Origin of the sequence: Micromonospora echinospora, from assembly GCF_014203425.1 — a bacterium.
Taxonomy (GTDB): domain Bacteria; phylum Actinomycetota; class Actinomycetes; order Mycobacteriales; family Micromonosporaceae; genus Micromonospora; species Micromonospora echinospora_A.
The window spans coordinates 4877538-4894771 of the sequence record NZ_JACHJC010000001.1; the positions used below are offsets into that span (position 1 = coordinate 4877538).

The window sequence follows — 17234 nt, forward strand, 5'->3', positions numbered from 1 at the left end:
CCACCGTTCAGGCGGGGCGCGCCAGGACGAGGCTGACGTTGTGGCCGCCGAAGCCGAACGAGTTCGACAGCACCGCGTCCACGGCCGTCGCGCGTGCCCGCTCACGGATGTGGTCGACCTCGCCGTCGCGCTCCGGCTCGTCCAGGTTGTGGGTGGGCGGCAGCAGGCCGCGGCGCAGCGCCTCGACGCCGATGGCCGCCTCGATCACGCCGGAGACGCCGAGCATGTGCCCGGTCACGCCCTTCGTCGAGCTCAGCGGCGGCGGGTGCGCGCCGTAGACGTCGGCGAGCGCGGCCAGTTCGGCGGCGTCCCCGGCCCGGGTGCTGGTGCCGTGCGCGTTGACGTACCCGATGTCGCCGGGCGCCAGGCCGGCGTCGCGGACGGCCAGGCGCATGCACCGGGCCGCGCCGGCGCCGTCGGGGCGCGGCGTGGTCGGATGGTGGGCGTCGTTCGTGGCGCCCCAGCCGAGCACGTCGGCGTGCCGGCGGGCGCCGCGCGCGGCGGCGTGCGCGGCGCGTTCCAGGACGAACACGCCGGCGCCCTCGCCGAGGACGAGCCCGTTGCGGCGGCGGTCGAAGGGGCGGCTCGCGGCGGTCGGGTCGGCCCAGCCGTGGGCGAGCGCCCGGGCGTTGCCGAACGCGTCGGCGAACGTCGGGAACAGCGGCGCCTCGGCGCATCCGGCGAGCACCACGTCCGCGTCGCCGGCGCGCAGGATGCGCAGGGCCTCGCCGATCGACTGCGCGCCGGCTGCGCACGCCGTGCCGATCGACGAGGTGTAGCCGTGGATGCCGAACTTGATCGCGATCCGGGCCGCGCCCATGTTGGGCAGCGTGCCGGGCAGCATGTACGGGCTGACCCCGAACCGCCCGCGCGCGGCCCGCTGGAGCACCTGTTCCTCCAGTGTGGACAGGCCGCCTACGCCGGAGACGACGACGGCCACCCGGTAGCTGTCGACGTCGTGGCCGATCCGCAGCCCGGCGTCGGCGAGCGCGTCCTCGGCCGCGCGCAGCACCATCACTATCGACCGGTCCACGACGCGGGACTCGGGGCCGGGCAGTACGGTGGCCGGATCGATCGCCGGAGCGAACGCGGCGACGTCGACCACGCCGTGCAGCGGATGGTCGGCCGGTGGCCGGGTGAGCCCGGAGCGGCCGTCGCAGACCGCGTCGAACACCTCGGCGGCGGTGGCGCCGACCGGGCTGACGAGCCCGATGCCGGTGACCGTGACCCGTTCGCGCACGCTCACCGGACCCGGTGCACCGGCGTGGCCGCCGGGGCGTGACGCGGCCGGGTGCCGTGCCCTGGCATCGGTCAGTGCGCCGAGGCCGGGGCGATACGCGCCGCCACCGCGCGGCAGAACTCGCCGACTGTCATCATCGCGAGATCCTCCGCCTCGTCGTCGTCGAACGCGACCCCGAACCGGTCCTCCACCCGCACCGCGAGTTCGGCCAGGCCGAGGGAGTCCACGTCGAGCCCGGCCGGGCCGAAGACGGTGTCGTCGTCGACGTCGCTGACGTCGTACTTCATCTCGGTCAGTGCGGCGAGGAGGAACGCGCGGATCTCATCGGTCATGTCCGGTGTTTCCCTTCCACGATGCCCTGGCGGCGCGCTCGACCTGCTCGACGGAACCTCGGTGAGACACGGAACCGACACTCCGCGTAGCATCGACCTTACTCGATCAGGTTGGTTTGGCAAGGTACCTGGTCGGCCGATGGGTGGGCGCCGGTCAGCCGTACCGGCAGCCGGTCGTACCCGCGCAGCATCAGCGCGCGGCGCGGCCCGGGTTCGGCGGTCAGCGCCGGGAAGCGGTCCAGCAGGCGGGGCAGAACCAGCCGCCCCTCGGCGCGGGCCAGCGTCGCCCCGAAGCAGTAGTGCGGCCCGGCGCTGAACGCCAGGTGCCGGTTGTCGGCGCGGGACGGGTCGAACCGGTCCGGGTCGGGGAAGCGGCGCGGGTCCCGGTTCGCGGCGCCGGTCAGCACCACCACCGTCCGCCCGGCGGGCACCGGCAGGCCGGCGACCTCGGTGTCCGCGGCGGCGTACCGGACGGCGAAGTGCACCGGCGGCTCGTACCGCAGGATCTCCTCCACGTAGGACGCGGCGAGCGACGGATCGGCGCGCAGCTCGGCCCGGGCGCCCGGCCGCTCGGTGAGCAGCACCAGCCCGTTGCCGAGCAGGTTCGCTGTGGTCCGGAACCCGGCGTTGTACATGATGATCAGGTTGGCCAGCAGCTCGTCGGCGGTCAGCCGGCCGGGTTCGGCCTCGACGCCGCGCAGCAGCGCGGAGACGAAGTCGTCACGCGGCGTCGCCCGGCGCGCGGCGACCAGGCCGGTGAAGTACGCGGTCAGCTCCGCCGCCGCGACGTTGGCGGCCCGGACCTCGCGCATGGACCGGCGGCCGATCTCCAGCACCGCGTCGAACGCGCGGACCCGGGGCGGGAACCACTCCCGGTCCCCCTCCGGCACGCCCAGCAGCTCGCCGATGACGTCGCTGGGCAGCCGCAGCGCGAAGCGCGCCATGAAGTCGACGGGCCGCCCGTCCGCGCCCGCCTCGGCGAGCCGGTCGAGCAGGTCGTCGGCGATGCGCCCGATGGCCGGCTCCAGCGCGGCGACCCGGCGCGGGGTGAGCGCCTGGGAGAACAGGTGCCGGACCCGGAGGTGGTCGCGCTCGGCGGCGTTGAGCATGGACGACTGGAGGATCCGGGTCACCTGGTGCTGGCGCCAGCGGACGCCGGCCCGGTCCAGGTAGTCGGCGCCGAGCACCCGGAACACGGGGTCGCGCAGTACCCGGTTGACCGCGTCGTAGCCGTGCACGACGAGCGCGTGCGGGTCGGTGGGCCGCAGCCGGGCCGCCTCCCCCGCCTCGTGCAGCCGGGCGTAGAACGGGTACGGGTCGCGCCGCACCTCGTCGCCGAGCAGCTCGTCGAGGGAGACGGGGACGCCCATGGGCCACTCCTCGCGGTCACCGCAGTCCCGTGACCATAGACTCACCGGCGCCGATGTGTCCACGGACGGTCGGCGGTCACTCCAGGCCCGCCCCGCAGGCGTCCTCGCGTACGCCGGCGAGCATGTCGGCGGTCGTGTGCGCCTGGATGCCGGGCGGCACCGGATCGGCGAACCGCGCGACGACCGCCCGGACGTGCCGCTGCGCGGGTTCGGCCAGTCCGTCGTAGACGGCGGTGAACAGGTCCCGGGCCGGCCGGCGCAGCCATCCGGGCGGAAGCAGCTCCAGCGGCAGCCGCGGGTCGAGCGTGGGGAACCGCCGGTAGGTGTCCATCACCTCGGTGCGGGCCCGCACCGCCGCCGGGCCGTCGACGGACTCCAGCCGGGACGCCAGCGGGGTCCACCGGCGCAGGAACTCCTCGTACTGGGCGCTGATCGCGGCGATGTCCCAGGCGTCGACGGGGGCGCGCTGGCCGGTGACGTCCAGCGCGTCCTGCCGTCCCCGGAACACGGTGACCGCGCCGGGCGCGAGCTGCGCCAGGCGCGACCGGGCCGGTTCGCCCAGCTCGTACGGGGAGATCCACAGCCCGTCGTACAGCGGCGCGAAGCCGAGCCAGCGCAGTTGTCCGCGCAGGGCGCGGCGCTGTGTGCCGCGGTCCTGCGGCAGCGAGAACGCGACCACCGTCCAGCATCCGTCCCACGCCTGCGGGTCGACTGTGGAGGCGACGATCCAGCTCCCGCCGGCGGAGAGGTCGGCGGCGGCGGCGCGGCTGAGCCGGTAGAAGCTGTTGCGGCCCTGCCGGCTGCCCTCCAGCACACCGCGGCGGGCCAGCCGGCTGATCGCGGTACGGGCGCCGGCGCTCGTCACCCCGGTCTCGGCGAGCAGCTCGACGATCGCGGCGGACGGCAGCGGGGCCCGGGTACGCAGCGTGTAGTCGGCCAGGAGGGTCACCGCCACGCTCTGCGGAGAGGTGCCGGCCTGCCGCCGGGGCAGCCGCGGCGTGGGCGCCTCGTCCGGGTAGATCTCCTCGATGTCGAACGGGCTTGGCACACGCGCTCCGGGCTCGGCTCAGGGACGGAGCACCGACTCTAGACGAACGCCGCCGCAGCGCATCGGCGTGCTTCGATTGACAGTTCACCGCCCGACGGGAACACTATGTGCCATATGAGCGCGGAGCCGGGCCGGGCGAGCCACATTCCGTGAGCGAGGCGCGACACCGCTGCCGTCCGGGCGGCCGGCGCGGCGCGTGACCGCTCATTCCCGCCTGCACGCAGGCGATCGAAGGAGTCTCCGTGAAAATCAGAGCCAAGATGGTGGTGGCCCTGGCCGCGTCGCTGGTGGCGGCCGGCCTGGTCATCCCCACAGTGCAACCCGCGTACGCGGCGTCGCTGGCCGAGGTGACCAGCTTCGGCGACAACCCGGGGCGGATGCGCATGCACGTCTACGTGCCGGACAACCGTCCGTCCCGGCCGGCCACCGTGGTGGCCATGCACGGCTGCGGCGGTTCCGGCCCCGGCTTCTACTCCGGCAGCGAGTTCGCCGGGCTGGCCGACCGGTACGGCTTCATCGTGATCTATCCCAGCGCCACCCAGCAGGCCGGCTTCGGCAACTGCTTCGACACCTGGTCCGACGCGGCCAAGCGCCGCGGCGGCGGCAGCGACCCGGTGTCGCTCATCTCGATGGTCCGCTACGTGCAGCAGCAGTACGGCGCCGACCCGGACCGGGTCTACGCCACCGGCAGCTCGTCCGGCGGCATGATGACGAACCACATGCTGGCGCTCTACCCGGACGTCTTCAAGGCCGGCGCGGCGTTCATGGGGGTGCCGTTCAACTGCTTCGCCGGCGCCGCCGACTACCCGCCCGGGTCCAGCCAGTGCACCGGCGGGAACATGAACCGCACCCCGCAGCAGTGGGGCGACGCGGTCCGCCAGGCGTACCCCGGCTACACCGGGCCCCGTCCCCGGGTGCAGCTCTGGCACGGCACCAACGACACGCTCGTGCCGTACTCGCTGCTGCAGGAGACGATCGAGCAGTGGACGAACGTGTTCGGGCTCAGCCAGAACCCCACCTCCACCGACACGCCGCAGTCCGGCTGGAACCGGCGGCGCTACGCCGACTCCACCGGCACCGTCCAGGTCGAGGCGTACAGCATCCAGGGCGCCGGGCACAGCCTGCCGTCGTCCGGCATGGCCGCGGCGGCAGTGGCCTTCTTCGGCCTGACCACCACGCCCGGCCCGACCACGCCGCCGCCGGGACCGACCACGCCCCCACCCGGCCCGACCACGCCCCCGCCCGGGCCCACCACTCCGCCGCCGGGCCCGACCACGCCGCCGCCCGGCACCGGCTCCTGCTCGGTGAGCATCGAGCTGAACGCCTGGAACAACGGGCTGACCGAGAACATCACCATCAGCAACACCGGCTCGACCGCGGTGAACGGCTGGTCCCTGGCGTTCACGCTGCCCGGCGGCCAGACCATCACCTCCGGCTGGAACGCCTCGTACTCCCCCTCCTCGGGCCAGGTGACGGCGCGCAACGTCTCCTACAACGCGGTCATCCCGGCCCGTGGCTCGACCACCATCGGCTTCCAGGCCACCCACACCGGCAACACCGCGCGGCCCAGCTCGTTCACCCTCAACGGCCAGTCCTGCACGCTCACCTGACCGGCGCTCCCCGATCCCGGTGACGTCCGGCCGGCGGCCCCGCGACCCGAACGGTCGCGGGGCCGTCGCGCGTGTGCGGACCCGCGCCGCGCCGTCGAAGACATTGAACCGGAAGGTTCAGTGTCATACAGTGAACCATGTGGTTCAGCAAAAGACGCTCGACCGGGTCTTCGCCAGCCTGGCCGACCCCACCCGACGCGACATCCTGATCCGGCTCGGCACGGGTCCGGCCACCATCAGCGAGCTCACCGAGCCCACCGGGATGAGCCTCACCGGCATGCGCAAGCACGTACGCGCGCTGGAGGACGCCGGTCTCGTGGTGACGCAGAAGGTCGGCCGGTCCCGGCAGTGCCGGCTCAGCGAGGCCCCGCTGGACGCGGCGATGGCCTGGATCAGCTTCTACCGACGCCTCTGGGCACGCCGCCTGGACGGCCTCGACGCCTATCTCACTCTCACCACGGAGGACCGCGACCATGACGCTCCAGATCCACCTGACCCGACTCCTTCCGGGCACGCCTGAGGAGGCGTTCGACGCCTACACCGACGCCGGTAAACAGAAGATCTGGTTCGGCATCCTGGACGAGGAGCCGGGCATCGTGGAGATCGACGTCGACCTGCGGGTCGGCGGTAAGCAGACAGCGGTCTGGGGCCCCTCCCCCGAGATGCTGTTCCGCGAGACGCAGACGTTCCTGGAGATCGACCGCCCGCACCGCCTGGTCACCGAGTCGTCCGGCAGCAGCCCGGACGGCGAGACGATGACCACCCGCGTCGAGGTCACCTTCGAGGAGAGGGACGGCGGCACACTGATGACAGTGACGCAGAGCGGCTTCCCGGCCCCGGAGATGCGCGACTTCTTCGCCACCGAGGTGTGGACGGGGGCGTTCGCCCGCATCGAGGCGTACCTGGCACGGGAGCGCGGAACGCTGCCCTCGCCCGGCTGACCGGGCCGCCCCGTCACGCAGTGTGGTCGGGTAGACAGCGCCGGATCCCGCTTTTTGCCGACACCGTGTTGATAACATGCCGACATGATGTCGACAAATGTGAGAGGTGACGGCTGATGTTCCTGGCCATTCGCGAGCTGGGGTTCGCCCGGCTGCGGTTCGCCCTGATGGGGGCCGTGATCGTGCTGATCTCAGTGCTGATGGTGATGCTGTCCGGCCTGTCCGTCGGACTGGTCCGCGACGGCGTCTCCGGCCTGCAGAACCTGCCGGTCACCTCGTTCGCGTTCGCCCACGGCGTGCAGCACGACTCGGCGTTCTCGCGCAGCGTGGTGGACGCCTCGGCGGTGGACACCTGGCGCGACCAGCCGGGCGTGGCAGAGGCGACCCCGTTCGGCAACACGCTCATCAACGGGCGTACCGACCGGGGCACCGAGGTCGACCTGGCGCTGTTCGGCGTCGAGACCGACTCGTTCCTGTCGCCCGCGGTCAGCGAGGGCGACCGGCTCGGCCCGGCCGACGGAATCGTGGTGAGCCCCACCGTGATCGACGCGGGCCTGCGCGTCGGCGACACCGTGACGGTGGACCGGCTGGGCACCGAGCTGCGCGTCGTCGGCGTCACCGAGCAGCAGGACACCTTCGGCCACGTCGACGTGGCGTACGTGCCGCTGGCGACGTGGCAGGCGGTCAAGTCCGGCACCCCGGCCGGCACGCAGGTGCCGGCGCAGGCCGCCCAGGAGATCACCGCCGTCGCGGTCCGCGCGGCCGACGGCGACTCGGTGGACCTGGCCGCGGGCGACAAGGCCGCCGGCACGGAGAGCCTGACGCTGGAGGAGTCCTACGGCGCCTCGCCGGGCTACACCGCCGAGACGACGACGCTCCAGCTGATCCAGGGCTTCCTCTACGCGATCTCGGCGCTCGTGGCCGGCGCGTTCTTCGCGGTCTGGGCGATCCAGCGCAAGCAGGAGGTCGCCGTGCTGCGGGCGCTGGGGGCCTCGACCGGCTGGGTGCTGCGCGACGCCCTCACCCAGGCACTGATCCTGTTGGCCCTCGCCATCGCCGTCGGCATGGGGATCGGCCTCGGCCTCGGCGCGCTGATCTCCGGCGGCAACGTGCCGTTCGCGCTGCACCCGCAGAGCATCGCCGCCGCCGCTGCCGGACTGCTCGTGCTCGGCCTGGTCGGCGCGGCAGCCGCCGTCGTCCGCCTCACCTCCATCGACCCGGCGACCGCCCTGGGAGGCAACCGATGAGCAGCCGGCCCACCCCGTCCCCCTCGACACCGGGCACCGCCCCGGCCGACCTCGGCCTGGTCATGCGCGGCGTCCACCTGCGGCACGGCGACGGCGCGGAGACCGTGCACGCGCTCGACGACGTGGACCTGACCGTCGCGCCCGGCGAACTGGCCGCGATCGTCGGGCCGTCCGGCGCGGGCAAGTCCAGCCTCCTCGCCGTCGCCGGCGGGCTGGCCCGCCCGGACCAGGGCACCGTCACAGTGGCCGGCCAGGACATGACGGTGTCCAGCCGCCGAGCGCGCACCGAGCTGCGCCGCCGGCACGTGGGGTTCGTGTTCCAGTCGGGCAACCTGCTGCCCGCGCTGACCGCCGCCGACCAGCTGCGCCTGCCGCTGCGGCTGGGCGGGCGGCGGGACCGCACCGGACGCGACCCGCTGGAGATGCTCGCGCACGTCGGCCTGGCCGGTAAGGCCGACCGCCGGCCGCACCAGCTCTCCGGCGGCGAGCGCCAGCGCGTCGGCATCGCCCGGGCGCTGATGACGCAGCCGTCCGTGCTGCTGGTGGACGAACCCACAGCGGCGCTGGACCGGGCCCGCAGCCACGACATCGTCCAGCTGCTCGCACAGGAGGCACGGGAGCGGTCGGTGGCCGTGGTCATGGTTACTCACGATCACGACGTGCTGCAGTACTGTGACACCGTCTACGAGATGATCGACGGCAAGCTCGCCACGAGCAGCTGACCGCGACGGCAGGGCGCGACGCGGACCCGGTGCGCACACCGGAGACTTGGAGGTTGGCGTGCCGAAGATTCAGGCCTCAACCGTCGCCGAGCACCGGGCCGCCCAGCGGGCGGCGCTGCTCGACGCCGCCCGCGCCCTGCTGTCGCAGGACCCGGACCAGATCCCCAGCCTCGCCGACGTGGCGCGGCACGCCGGCCTGGCCCGGTCCAGCGCGTACTCCTACTTCAAGTCGCGCACCGACATGTTCGACGTGCTCGTCGCCGACACCTTTCCCCGGTGGTCGGCCTTCGTCGAGAACCAGATGGCCGAGGCCCACACGCCGGGGTCGAGGATCCTGGCGTACGTCGAGGCAAACCTGCAACTGGTTGCCCGGGGCGACCACGCGCTCGCCCGGGCGATGGCGACGGTGGGCAACAGCGAGGTGCTCGCGACCTCCAGCCGGCTCCTGCACGACAGCCTCGAGGCGCCGCTACGCGCCGCTCTCGCCGAGCACGGGGCGAGCGACCCGAACCGGATGGCCGAGGTCATCCAGTCGATCGTCTACGCCCTCAGCCGCATGATCGAGAGCGGCCTCGACCTTCCGACGGCCACCGGCCTCGCCCGCGAGCTGCTCACGCCGTACGTGCGCCCGGCCGCGGCCTGACCCTCACTCCGCACCCCCGCCCCGCGACCGCGGCTCCGACCGCCGTCGCGCGCGCCGGGCCGCCCGCCGGCGGATGTCCCTCCGAACCGGACGGTGCCGGCCCGGCCGACCGAACGCTCGAAGCGACCGCCGGCCGGTAGCCGGGCGGCGGCACTGTCATAGGGTCCGGCCACCCGAACGATCGAGCCACGAATCGACGAACCTGACCCGCCTGCGTTCCGCCTAGTGGAACAGCAGGTCAGAGGCAGTACGGTGGAGTAAGTTACCGATCAGTAGCCTGTTGACGGAGACCGGCGTCACCCCTACCGTTCCACTCAATCGAACGGCGTACGGTTCATCCGAACGCTCTCGGCCTCGCCGAGTGCGGCCCGAAACAGGAAGTCCGAGGCATGCCTGACGACAAGCTTCTCGCTCTTCTCTCCCCCACCCGGCTCGGGCGTCTCACATTGCGGAACCGGGTCTTCGTCCCCGGCCACACCACCAACTTCGGACTGAACAACGTGCCCACCGGGCGCCACGTCGCCTACCACGCGGAACGGGCCCGTGGCGGCGTCGGCCTGATCATCACCGAGGCGATCCGCGTGCACCCCACGAGCGCTGGCCGCAGCATCAGCCTCGGCAGCTTCGACGACTCGTCGATCCCGGCGTACGCGGCGGTGACCGAAGCCGTGCACGAGCACGGCGCCCGCATCTTCGCCCAGATCATGCACGCCGGCCGGCAGGCGAACGGGGACGCGACCCGCACCGCCGCCTGGTCCTCCTCGCCGGTGCCGTGGGCGGCCGGCTCGCACGTGCCGCACGCGATGGGCCGCCGGGACATCGCCGTCGTCGTCGAGGCGTTCGCCGCCGCCGCACGGCGGATGCGCGCGGCCGGCTTCGACGGCCTGGAGGTGCACGCCGGCCACGGCCACCTGCTGCAGCAGTTCCTCTCGCCGCACACCAACACCCGCGACGACGCGTACGGCGGCAGCCTCGACAACCGGATGCGGCTGACCCGCGAGGTGCTCACCGCGGTGCTGGCCGCCGCGCCGGACCTGCCCGTCGGCCTGCGGGTCAGCGCCGACGAGTTCCTGCCCGGCGGCCTCGACCCGGCCGCGGTGCTGGAGATCGTCGGAAAGCTGCGCGCCGACTTCCCGCTCACCTACGTGCACGTCAGCCACTCCGCCTACCACGGCAGCTGGTCGCTGGCGACGCAGATGGCGGACATGAGCTTCGGCCACGCCCCGTTCCGGCACCACGCGGCGCTGTTCAAGCAGGAGTTCCCCGACCTGCCGGTGCTGGCGGTGTGCCGGCTGGACAGCCTGCCGGAGGCCGCCGAGCTCGTCGCCGCGGGCGAGGCCGACCTCGTCGGCCTGGCCCGCCCGCACATCGCCGACCCGCACCTGGTCCGCAAGGCCGAGCAGGGCCGCCAGGACGAGGTGCGCGCCTGCCTCGCCTGCAACCAGGGCTGCATCGGCCGGCTGGAGACCAGCCTGCCGATCTCCTGTGTGGTCAACCCGGAGGTCGGCGCCGAGCGGGAATGGGCGCAGGCCTGGCCGGAGCTGCCCGGTCCGTCCGGCGCGCGGAAGGTCCTCGTCGTCGGCGGCGGTCCGGCCGGTCTGGAGGCCGCCCTCTCGGCGCACCGGGCCGGGCACCAGGTATCGGTGGTCGAGGCGCGCGGGCACCTCGGCGGGCAGGTGGAGCTGGCCGCGCGGGTACCCGGACGGGAACGGCTCGGCCTGCTCACCCGCGACCTGGCTCGCGACGTCGAGGCCGCCGGCATCCCGGTACGCCTCGGCCACCGGATCGGCGTCGAGGACGTGCTGGCCGGCGGCTACCAGGAAGTCGTCCTCGCCACCGGCTCCCGGCCCACCCGGCGGGAGCTGCCGGGCGGCCCGCCGGTGATCGACATCTGGCAGGCCGTCGACGCCCTGACCGACCCCGACTTCCGCCCCACCGGCGCCGTCGTCGTGCTCGACGACGAGGGCACCTGGGCCGCCGCCTCGGTGGCCGAAGGGCTGGCCCGGCGCGGCGCCCGCGTCCACCTCGTCTCCCCCACCGCCTCGGTGAGCGCCAAGATCACCACGTACTCGCGGCTGGCGCTGCTCAAGCGCTTCGCGGACCTGGGGATCGCTGTGCACCCGATGCGCACGGCGCGCCCGGCGGGCGCCGACGCGGTCGCCCTGGGCGGCCCGCTCGCCGGCGCCGACACCCTCGTCGAGGACGTCACCACTGTCGTCGACGCCGGCTCGGCGCAGGCCGCCGACGAGTTGTACCGGCAGCTCGACGCGCTGCCCGACGGCCCCCGGATCCACGTCGTCGGCGACGCGAACGCCCCCCGCACGGCCTTCGAAGCCGTCTACGAGGGGCGCATGGCGGGTGCGTTCCTCGGCAGCTACGACACCGCGTCCGCAGATCGCGTGCGGTACGCCCACTGACCCGTCCATCCCGGTCGCGGCCCGCCGCGGACCGGTCCCCTCCCCCACCTGAAGAGGAGACAAGCATGCTGGACATCGAGGAGCGCCTCACCCTGGATGAGCGTTCCGCCGTGGACTTCGTCCTCGGCCTGCGCAAGCGCTGGGCGGACACCGTCTACCCGGCGCTGCGCGAGGAGTACGGCGCCACCGGCGCGGCGGCCACCACGATCACCGACGCGAGCCAGGTGCTGCGCGGGCTTCCGCTCTACCCGTGGTTCAGCCACCTGGAGCGGGTACAGCAGAAGATGCTGTGGAAGGTCGCCGGCGACGCGGTGCTCAGCCGCCGCGAGGAGCTGACCGACCAGCTGACGTCGGTGCCCGAGCAGCCGAAGGGCTCGCTGGAGCTGAACCCCGACCTGGAACTGCCCGACTGGTACACCGACTACGACATCCACATCCAGCCCGGCAGCTTCTTCTCCGACGACATGTCGGCCTACGTGTACGAGTTCGGGGCGCGCATCGTCATGCTGCGCGACAACGACGGCTACAAGTTCCACACGCTGTTCGCCAAGACCGCCCTGCCCGAGCTGCCCGCGGCGACCCGGATCGTCGACATCGGATGCGGCTTCGGCAAGAGCACCCGGCCGCTGCCCGCCAAGTACCCGACCGCGCAGGTGATCGGCGTGGACCTGGCCGCGCCGGGTCTGCGGCTGGCCCACGCCGAGGCCGAGGCGACCGGACTGACGATCGACTACCGGCAGGCCGACGGCCGGGCCACCGGCATCGAGTCGGGCAGCTGCGACGTGGTCACCGGCACGATGGTGCTGCACGAGATGCCGGCCGCCGCGATCCGGGAAACGATCGTGGAGGCGGCCCGCCTGCTCAAGCCGGGCGGCTCGCTGCGCTTCCTGGAGTTCATGCTCACCGGCGACCCGCTGCGCGACGCCACCGTCTACGAGCACGCCGAGCGCAACAACGAGCCGTTCTTCCACGACCTGTTCGGCTCCGACCTGATCGAGGTCTGCGCCGAGGCGGGCCTGACCGACGTCTCGTGGACCCCGTTCGACGAGCGCCGCAACGGCGTCCAGCCGCAGGGCTGGGGCGACCGTCCCGAGTGGCACTTCCCCTGGGCCGTACTGGCCGCGACGAAGCCGGAGGCGTGATGAGCACCGAGTTCGACTACTTCGGAGACCCCAAGGTCGGCAAGCTGCTCGACCTGGTGCTGCAGCTCTCCACCGAGCTGCACGTGACCCGGCAGCGGGTACGTGTGGTCGAGACGCTGCTGACCCGTTCCGGCGTGCTGACCGAGGGCGCCGTCGACGGGTTCGTCTCCACCGAGGAGGAGCAGCGGGTCCTCGACCGGGAGCGGGACGCGCTGCTGGCCCGCCTGATGCGCATCCTCACCGAGCACGGCCCCGCGGAGCACCCGCTGCGGGACCAGTGGGAGGCGGCGCTGAGCGAGAAGACCGGCTGATGAGCGCACCGGACACGCCCGGCCTGATCGACCGGTACCTGCAGCTGTGCGAGGACCGCCGGCTCGACGAGGCCGGGAGCTTCCTCGCACCGCAGGCCCGGCTGGTCTTCCCGGGCGGCCGGGAGTACTCCTCGCTGCGGGAGATGGCGGCCGCGTCGACCGGCACCTACCGGTGGGTCCGCAAGCACCGGGACCGCTACCTGGTGGGTGACGACAACGGGCGGGTCACGGTGACCTCGCTCGGGCGGCTCTACGGGGAGTGGCTCGACGGCACGCCGTTCGAGGACATCCGCTACGCGGACGTGTTCGTGCTCGACGGCGCACAGATCGTCGAGCAGCACGTCTACAACGACCTGGCACTGGTCGCGTCGCTTCGCGACGCCTGATGGCACCGGTCGCGTCGCTTCGCGACGCCTGATGCGCAACGGACACGTCGCTTCGCGACACCTGATCCCCACCTCCGCCGCCACGGCGGCGGAGGTGGTCTCCCCCGACTCACGACGAGGTGTGTGCATATGAAACGGAAGTGGGCACTGCTCCCGGCGGCTCTGGCCGCCACGCTGGTTCTCTCCGCCTGCGGCGGCGGCTCCGACGACGACGCCGGCGGCGACGAGGGCAAGGAGGCGAAGCTGACCCTGGCCATCGCCTCGGCCGTCATCGGCCCGAAGGAGGAAGTGGCCGTCTACGCGGTCGCCAAGGAACTCGGCTACTTCGCCGAGGAGAAGCTGACCGTCGACACGATCAACACCGACGGCTCGGTCGCCGCCCTCCAGGCGGTCGCCTCCGGCAGCGGCGACATCACCCCGGCCGACGCCGGCTCGGTGCTCGGCGCGGCGGAGAAGAACGTGCCGGTCAAGGCCGTCGGCGGCCTGGTGCAGAACTGGCCGTGGGTGATGGCGGTCAAGCCCGACTCCCCGGTCACCGGCGGCGCGGACCTGCGCGGCAAGAAGATCGGCGTGATCAGCCTGGCCTCCGGCTCGGCCCCGTACGCCCGCGCCTACGTCAAGGCGGCCGGGCTGGACCCGGCCAAGGACGTCGAGCTGCTGCCGGTCGGCGTCGGCGCCCAGGCCGCCGCCGCGCTCAACGACGGCAAGGTCGACATGCTGGCGCTCTACACCCAGGCGTACGCGGTCATCGAGAACGCCGGCACCCAGCTGAAGTACCTGACCAACCCGGACGTGTTCTCCGGCATCCGGTCGCTCACCTTCAGCGTCGGCGCCCGTGACTTCGACGCCAAGAAGGACTCGTACGAGCGGTTCCTGCGCGCGGCGTACAAGGCGATGCTCTTCTCGGCCAAGAACCCCGAGGCCGCCATGAAGATCGGCTACAAGGTCTTCCCGCAGATCCTCGCCGGCAAGTCCGCCGACGAGCGGCTCAAGGCGGACACCGAGAGCCTCGCCGCCTGGCTGAAGACGGCCACGCCGGCCAGCGGTGAGCCGGAGCAGTTCGCCGACTGGGGCGCGATCAGCGACGACGAGTGGGCGAAGACCCAGGCGTACACCAAGGAGGCCGGCCAGATCTCCGGTGACGTCGACCTGAAGAAGCTCTGGGACCCGAGCCTGCTCTCCGGCGCGAACAACTTCGACAAGGCCGCGGTGCTGAGCAAGGCCGCGAACTACACCGCCTAGGCAGCGGACAGCGGAAGGGATTTCGATGGCCATCAAGGCGACGGCCCGCCGGGCGCAGACGCAGGCTCCGGCATCGGTGTCGGAAGACTCCTGGATCGAGATCGACGGGCTGGACAAGGAGTACCGGCCCCGAAAGTCGGCACCGACCCTGGCGCTGAGCGACATCAACCTGACGGTACGTCGCGGCGAGTTCATCTCGGTCGTGGGACCGTCCGGGTGCGGCAAGACCACTTTGCTGAAGATCCTCGCCGGGCTCAGCCCGAAGACCGGCGGCGCGGTAAGGATCGCCGGGCGGGACGTGACGAAGCCCCTTCCCGAGGTCGGGATGGTGTTCCAGGCACCGACGCTGCTGCCCTGGCGCACCATCTTCGACAACGTGATGGTGCCGGCGGAGATCCAGCGACTGGATCCCCGCCGGCACCGGGAACGCGCGCAGCAACTGCTCGAGATGGTCGGTCTCAACGGCTTCGAGCAGAAGTACCCGCACGAGCTCAGCGGCGGCATGCAGCAGCGGGCCGGCATCTGCCGCGCGCTCGTGCACGACCCGGCGGTGCTGCTGATGGACGAGCCGTTCGGCGCGCTGGACGCGATGACCCGCGAGTACATGAACGTGGAGCTGCTGCGCATCTGGCAGGAGAGCAACCAGACGATCGTGCTGGTCACGCACTCCATCCCGGAGGCGGTCTTCCTCTCCGACCGGGTGGTCGTGCTCAGCCCCCGGCCGGGCCGCATCGCGGAGGTCCTGGACATCGACCTGGAGCGGCCGCGTGACCTCGGCATCATGTCGTCCGACCGGGCCGGGGTCTACGTGGAACGGATCCGCCGACACTTCAACGCCGCCGGCGTAATCGACTGACGAGGGACAGCCATGGCAACAAGCAACCTGGTCCGCAAGCCGGCCCAGCCACCGGCGCCGTCCGCCCGGCCCGCCCGGCGCAAGTTCGACCTGCGGGAGAAGCCCCAGCTCTGGCTGGTCCCGACGGTCTTCGTCGTGGTCGTGCTGGCCTGGGAGTACGGCGTCCAGCTCCTCGGCGTGGACGAGTACGTCCTGCCGCTGCCGTCGAGCGTGGTCGAGTCGCTGTGGCAGCAGCTCGGCGACGACCAGTTCTGGGGTCACTTCTGGGTGACCACGCAGGAGGCGCTGCTCGGGTTCGTGATCGGCGTCGGCGCCGCCCTGGTGCTCGGCACGTTCATCTCCCAGATCAAGATCGTCGAAGCCACCTTGATGCCGTACATCGTGGCCTTCCAGACCGTGCCGAAGGTCGCCCTGGCCCCGCTGTTCGTGGTCTGGTTCGGTTTCGGCCTGACCAGCAAGGTGGTCATGGCCGCGGTGATCTCGTTCTTCCCGATGCTGGTGAACGTCATCGAGGGTCTGCGCGCGGCCGACGCCGACAAGATCCAGATGCTGACGGTGTTCGGCGCGAGCAAGACGCAGATCTTCCGGATGGTGCGGCTGCCCAGCGCGCTGCCGTTCATCTTCGCCGGCCTGGACATCGGCATCGTCTTCGCCATCCTCGGCGCGGTGGTCGGCGAGTTCATCGGCGCCAAGGAGGGTCTGGGCTACCTGCTGCTGCAGACGAACTACAACTTCGACATCGCCGGCATGTTCGCCGTGCTCGTGGTGCTGTCGGTGATGGGTCTGGTGGCGCACTTCGTGATCCGGCTGCTGCAGAAGCGGCTGGCCTTCTGGGCCGAGGACACGAAGGTGATCGGCGCGTGACGGCAGTTGACGGGACCGCCGTCACGTGTTGGGGGCACCGGTCGGGCGTGCGGCACGCCCGCCCGGCCGGTGGCCGGACCGGAAAGGCAGGACACGAGACATGAACACCGACCCGAACCGGTTCGACGGCCGGGTGGCAGTGGTGACCGGGGCGGCCCGCGGCATCGGCGCCCGCATCGCCGCGACGCTCGCCCAGCGCGGGGCCACCGTGGCCCAGGCCGACCTGCTCGACGACTGGGCCGAGGCCGAGCTGTCCGGGGGCGCGCACACCCGGCACCGGGTGGACATCCGGTCGGCCGGCTCCTGCGCCGCTCTGGTCGACGAGGTCCTGGACCGGCACGGCCGCCTGGACCTGCTGGTAAACAACGCCGGGATCGTCCGGCGCGGGCCCGCGGCCACCATGTCCGAGCAGGACTTCACCGACGTCCTGGACGTCAACCTCACCGGCACGTTCCGGATGTGCCAGGCCGCGTACCCGGCGCTGCGGCAGACAGGCGGCGCGGTGGTGAACCTCGGCTCCACGAACGGGCACATCGCGGTGCTGAACACGCTCGGCTACTGCGTGAGCAAGGCCGGCGTGATGCACATGGCGCGCGTGCTGGCCCTGGAGTGGGCGCCCGACCGAATCCGGGTCAACGCCGTCGGACCGACCATCGTGCCCACCGACATGACCTCCGACGTCCGCGGCGACGAGGCGTACCTCGCGGACAAGATGTCGAGCATCCCGCTGGGCCGGATGGCGCAGCCGCAGGACGTCGCCAACGCGGTCGCCTACCTGCTGAGCGACGCCGCCGCCATGACCACCGGCCAGACGATCTTCGTCGACGGCGGCGTCACCATCCACTGACTTCCCTGTCCGACCC

At 72.3% G+C, this 17234-nt stretch carries 18 protein-coding genes; 14 read left to right on the forward strand and 4 right to left on the reverse strand.

Annotation, left to right across the window (positions count from 1 at the left end):
* Nucleotides 1–7 precede the first annotated feature (7 nt).
* The 4 genes from FHU28_RS22595 to FHU28_RS22610 all read right to left on the reverse strand — a co-directional run bounded on the left by FHU28_RS22595 (nt 8) and on the right by FHU28_RS22610 (nt 3990).
* Complete coding sequence (locus FHU28_RS22595; protein WP_184686474.1) at nt 8–1246, reverse strand: beta-ketoacyl-[acyl-carrier-protein] synthase family protein; 1239 nt, start codon at nt 1244–1246, stop codon at nt 8–10.
* Nucleotides 1247–1311: 65 nt separating this feature from the next.
* Entirely contained in the window at nt 1312–1572 is a 261-nt protein-coding gene (locus FHU28_RS22600; RefSeq protein WP_184686475.1) for an acyl carrier protein, read from the reverse strand.
* 98 nt (nt 1573–1670) lie between these two features.
* Entirely contained in the window at nt 1671–2942 is a 1272-nt protein-coding gene (locus FHU28_RS22605) for a cytochrome P450 (RefSeq protein ID WP_184686476.1), read from the reverse strand.
* Between the two features lie 76 nt (nt 2943–3018).
* Nucleotides 3019–3990, reverse strand: a complete 972-nt coding sequence (locus tag FHU28_RS22610) for a PaaX family transcriptional regulator (protein WP_184686477.1) — start codon at nt 3988–3990, stop codon at nt 3019–3021.
* Nucleotides 3991–4232: 242 nt separating this feature from the next.
* Between FHU28_RS22610 and FHU28_RS22615 the strand changes: the two genes are divergently transcribed.
* The 14 genes from FHU28_RS22615 to FHU28_RS22680 all read left to right on the forward strand — a co-directional run bounded on the left by FHU28_RS22615 (nt 4233) and on the right by FHU28_RS22680 (nt 17218).
* Nucleotides 4233–5600: an extracellular catalytic domain type 1 short-chain-length polyhydroxyalkanoate depolymerase gene (locus FHU28_RS22615; protein ID WP_184686478.1), complete on the forward strand. Its 1368-nt coding sequence runs from the start codon at nt 4233–4235 to the stop codon at nt 5598–5600.
* A gap of 139 nt (nt 5601–5739) precedes the next feature.
* Nucleotides 5740–6120: an ArsR/SmtB family transcription factor gene (locus FHU28_RS22620; RefSeq protein WP_184686479.1), complete on the forward strand. Its 381-nt coding sequence runs from the start codon at nt 5740–5742 to the stop codon at nt 6118–6120.
* On the forward strand, nt 6074–6541 hold the full coding sequence (locus FHU28_RS22625) for an SRPBCC family protein (RefSeq protein ID WP_184686480.1): 468 nt from the start codon (nt 6074–6076) through the stop codon (nt 6539–6541). Before FHU28_RS22620 ends, FHU28_RS22625 begins: the two co-directional genes overlap by 47 nt.
* A gap of 116 nt (nt 6542–6657) precedes the next feature.
* Entirely contained in the window at nt 6658–7788 is a 1131-nt protein-coding gene (locus tag FHU28_RS22630) for an ABC transporter permease (RefSeq protein ID WP_184686481.1), read from the forward strand.
* Nucleotides 7785–8510, forward strand: coding sequence for an ABC transporter ATP-binding protein (locus FHU28_RS22635; RefSeq protein ID WP_184686482.1), 726 nt, complete (start codon nt 7785–7787; stop codon nt 8508–8510). Before FHU28_RS22630 ends, FHU28_RS22635 begins: the two co-directional genes overlap by 4 nt.
* Before the next feature lie 58 nt (nt 8511–8568).
* Nucleotides 8569–9153 (forward strand): TetR/AcrR family transcriptional regulator, encoded by a 585-nt coding sequence (locus FHU28_RS22640; RefSeq protein WP_184686483.1) that lies wholly within the window; start codon nt 8569–8571, stop codon nt 9151–9153.
* A 389-nt stretch (nt 9154–9542) separates the two neighbouring features.
* On the forward strand, nt 9543–11570 hold the full coding sequence (locus FHU28_RS22645) for an oxidoreductase (protein WP_184686484.1): 2028 nt from the start codon (nt 9543–9545) through the stop codon (nt 11568–11570).
* A gap of 65 nt (nt 11571–11635) precedes the next feature.
* Nucleotides 11636–12712, forward strand: a complete 1077-nt coding sequence (locus FHU28_RS22650; protein WP_184686485.1) for a class I SAM-dependent methyltransferase — start codon at nt 11636–11638, stop codon at nt 12710–12712.
* Entirely contained in the window at nt 12712–13023 is a 312-nt protein-coding gene (locus FHU28_RS22655; RefSeq protein WP_073827995.1) for a hypothetical protein, read from the forward strand. The genes FHU28_RS22650 and FHU28_RS22655 overlap by 1 nt, the downstream gene beginning before the upstream one ends.
* Nucleotides 13023–13409 (forward strand): nuclear transport factor 2 family protein, encoded by a 387-nt coding sequence (locus FHU28_RS22660; RefSeq protein ID WP_184686486.1) that lies wholly within the window; start codon nt 13023–13025, stop codon nt 13407–13409. Before FHU28_RS22655 ends, FHU28_RS22660 begins: the two co-directional genes overlap by 1 nt.
* Nucleotides 13410–13538: 129 nt before the next feature.
* On the forward strand, nt 13539–14651 hold the full coding sequence (locus tag FHU28_RS22665; RefSeq protein WP_184686487.1) for an ABC transporter substrate-binding protein: 1113 nt from the start codon (nt 13539–13541) through the stop codon (nt 14649–14651).
* A gap of 25 nt (nt 14652–14676) precedes the next feature.
* Nucleotides 14677–15507 (forward strand): ABC transporter ATP-binding protein, encoded by an 831-nt coding sequence (locus FHU28_RS22670; protein ID WP_184686488.1) that lies wholly within the window; start codon nt 14677–14679, stop codon nt 15505–15507.
* 12 nt (nt 15508–15519) lie between these two features.
* Nucleotides 15520–16371, forward strand: coding sequence for an ABC transporter permease (locus tag FHU28_RS22675; RefSeq protein WP_184686489.1), 852 nt, complete (start codon nt 15520–15522; stop codon nt 16369–16371).
* 100 nt (nt 16372–16471) lie between these two features.
* A complete protein-coding gene (locus tag FHU28_RS22680; protein WP_184686490.1) occupies nt 16472–17218 on the forward strand; it encodes an SDR family NAD(P)-dependent oxidoreductase in 747 nt (248 codons plus the stop codon).
* Nucleotides 17219–17234 lie beyond the last annotated feature (16 nt).

Excerpts from the sequence above, each read along its gene's own strand:
- FHU28_RS22655 (WP_073827995.1), top strand. The coding sequence starts at position 12,712 with ATGAGCACCGAGTTCGACTACTTCGGAGACCCCAAGGTCGGCAAGCTG.
- FHU28_RS22605 (WP_184686476.1), bottom strand. The coding sequence starts at position 2,942 with ATGGGCGTCCCCGTCTCCCTCGACGAGCTGCTCGGCGACGAGGTGCGG.
- FHU28_RS22675 (WP_184686489.1), top strand. The coding sequence starts at position 15,520 with ATGGCAACAAGCAACCTGGTCCGCAAGCCGGCCCAGCCACCGGCGCCG.
- FHU28_RS22645 (WP_184686484.1), top strand. The coding sequence starts at position 9,543 with ATGCCTGACGACAAGCTTCTCGCTCTTCTCTCCCCCACCCGGCTCGGG.
- FHU28_RS22635 (WP_184686482.1), top strand. The coding sequence starts at position 7,785 with ATGAGCAGCCGGCCCACCCCGTCCCCCTCGACACCGGGCACCGCCCCG.
- FHU28_RS22600 (WP_184686475.1), bottom strand. The coding sequence starts at position 1,572 with ATGACCGATGAGATCCGCGCGTTCCTCCTCGCCGCACTGACCGAGATG.
- FHU28_RS22665 (WP_184686487.1), top strand. The coding sequence starts at position 13,539 with ATGAAACGGAAGTGGGCACTGCTCCCGGCGGCTCTGGCCGCCACGCTG.
- FHU28_RS22670 (WP_184686488.1), top strand. The coding sequence starts at position 14,677 with ATGGCCATCAAGGCGACGGCCCGCCGGGCGCAGACGCAGGCTCCGGCA.
- FHU28_RS22630 (WP_184686481.1), top strand. The coding sequence starts at position 6,658 with ATGTTCCTGGCCATTCGCGAGCTGGGGTTCGCCCGGCTGCGGTTCGCC.
- FHU28_RS22680 (WP_184686490.1), top strand. The coding sequence starts at position 16,472 with ATGAACACCGACCCGAACCGGTTCGACGGCCGGGTGGCAGTGGTGACC.
- FHU28_RS22660 (WP_184686486.1), top strand. The coding sequence starts at position 13,023 with ATGAGCGCACCGGACACGCCCGGCCTGATCGACCGGTACCTGCAGCTG.
- FHU28_RS22625 (WP_184686480.1), top strand. The coding sequence starts at position 6,074 with ATGACGCTCCAGATCCACCTGACCCGACTCCTTCCGGGCACGCCTGAG.
- FHU28_RS22650 (WP_184686485.1), top strand. The coding sequence starts at position 11,636 with ATGCTGGACATCGAGGAGCGCCTCACCCTGGATGAGCGTTCCGCCGTG.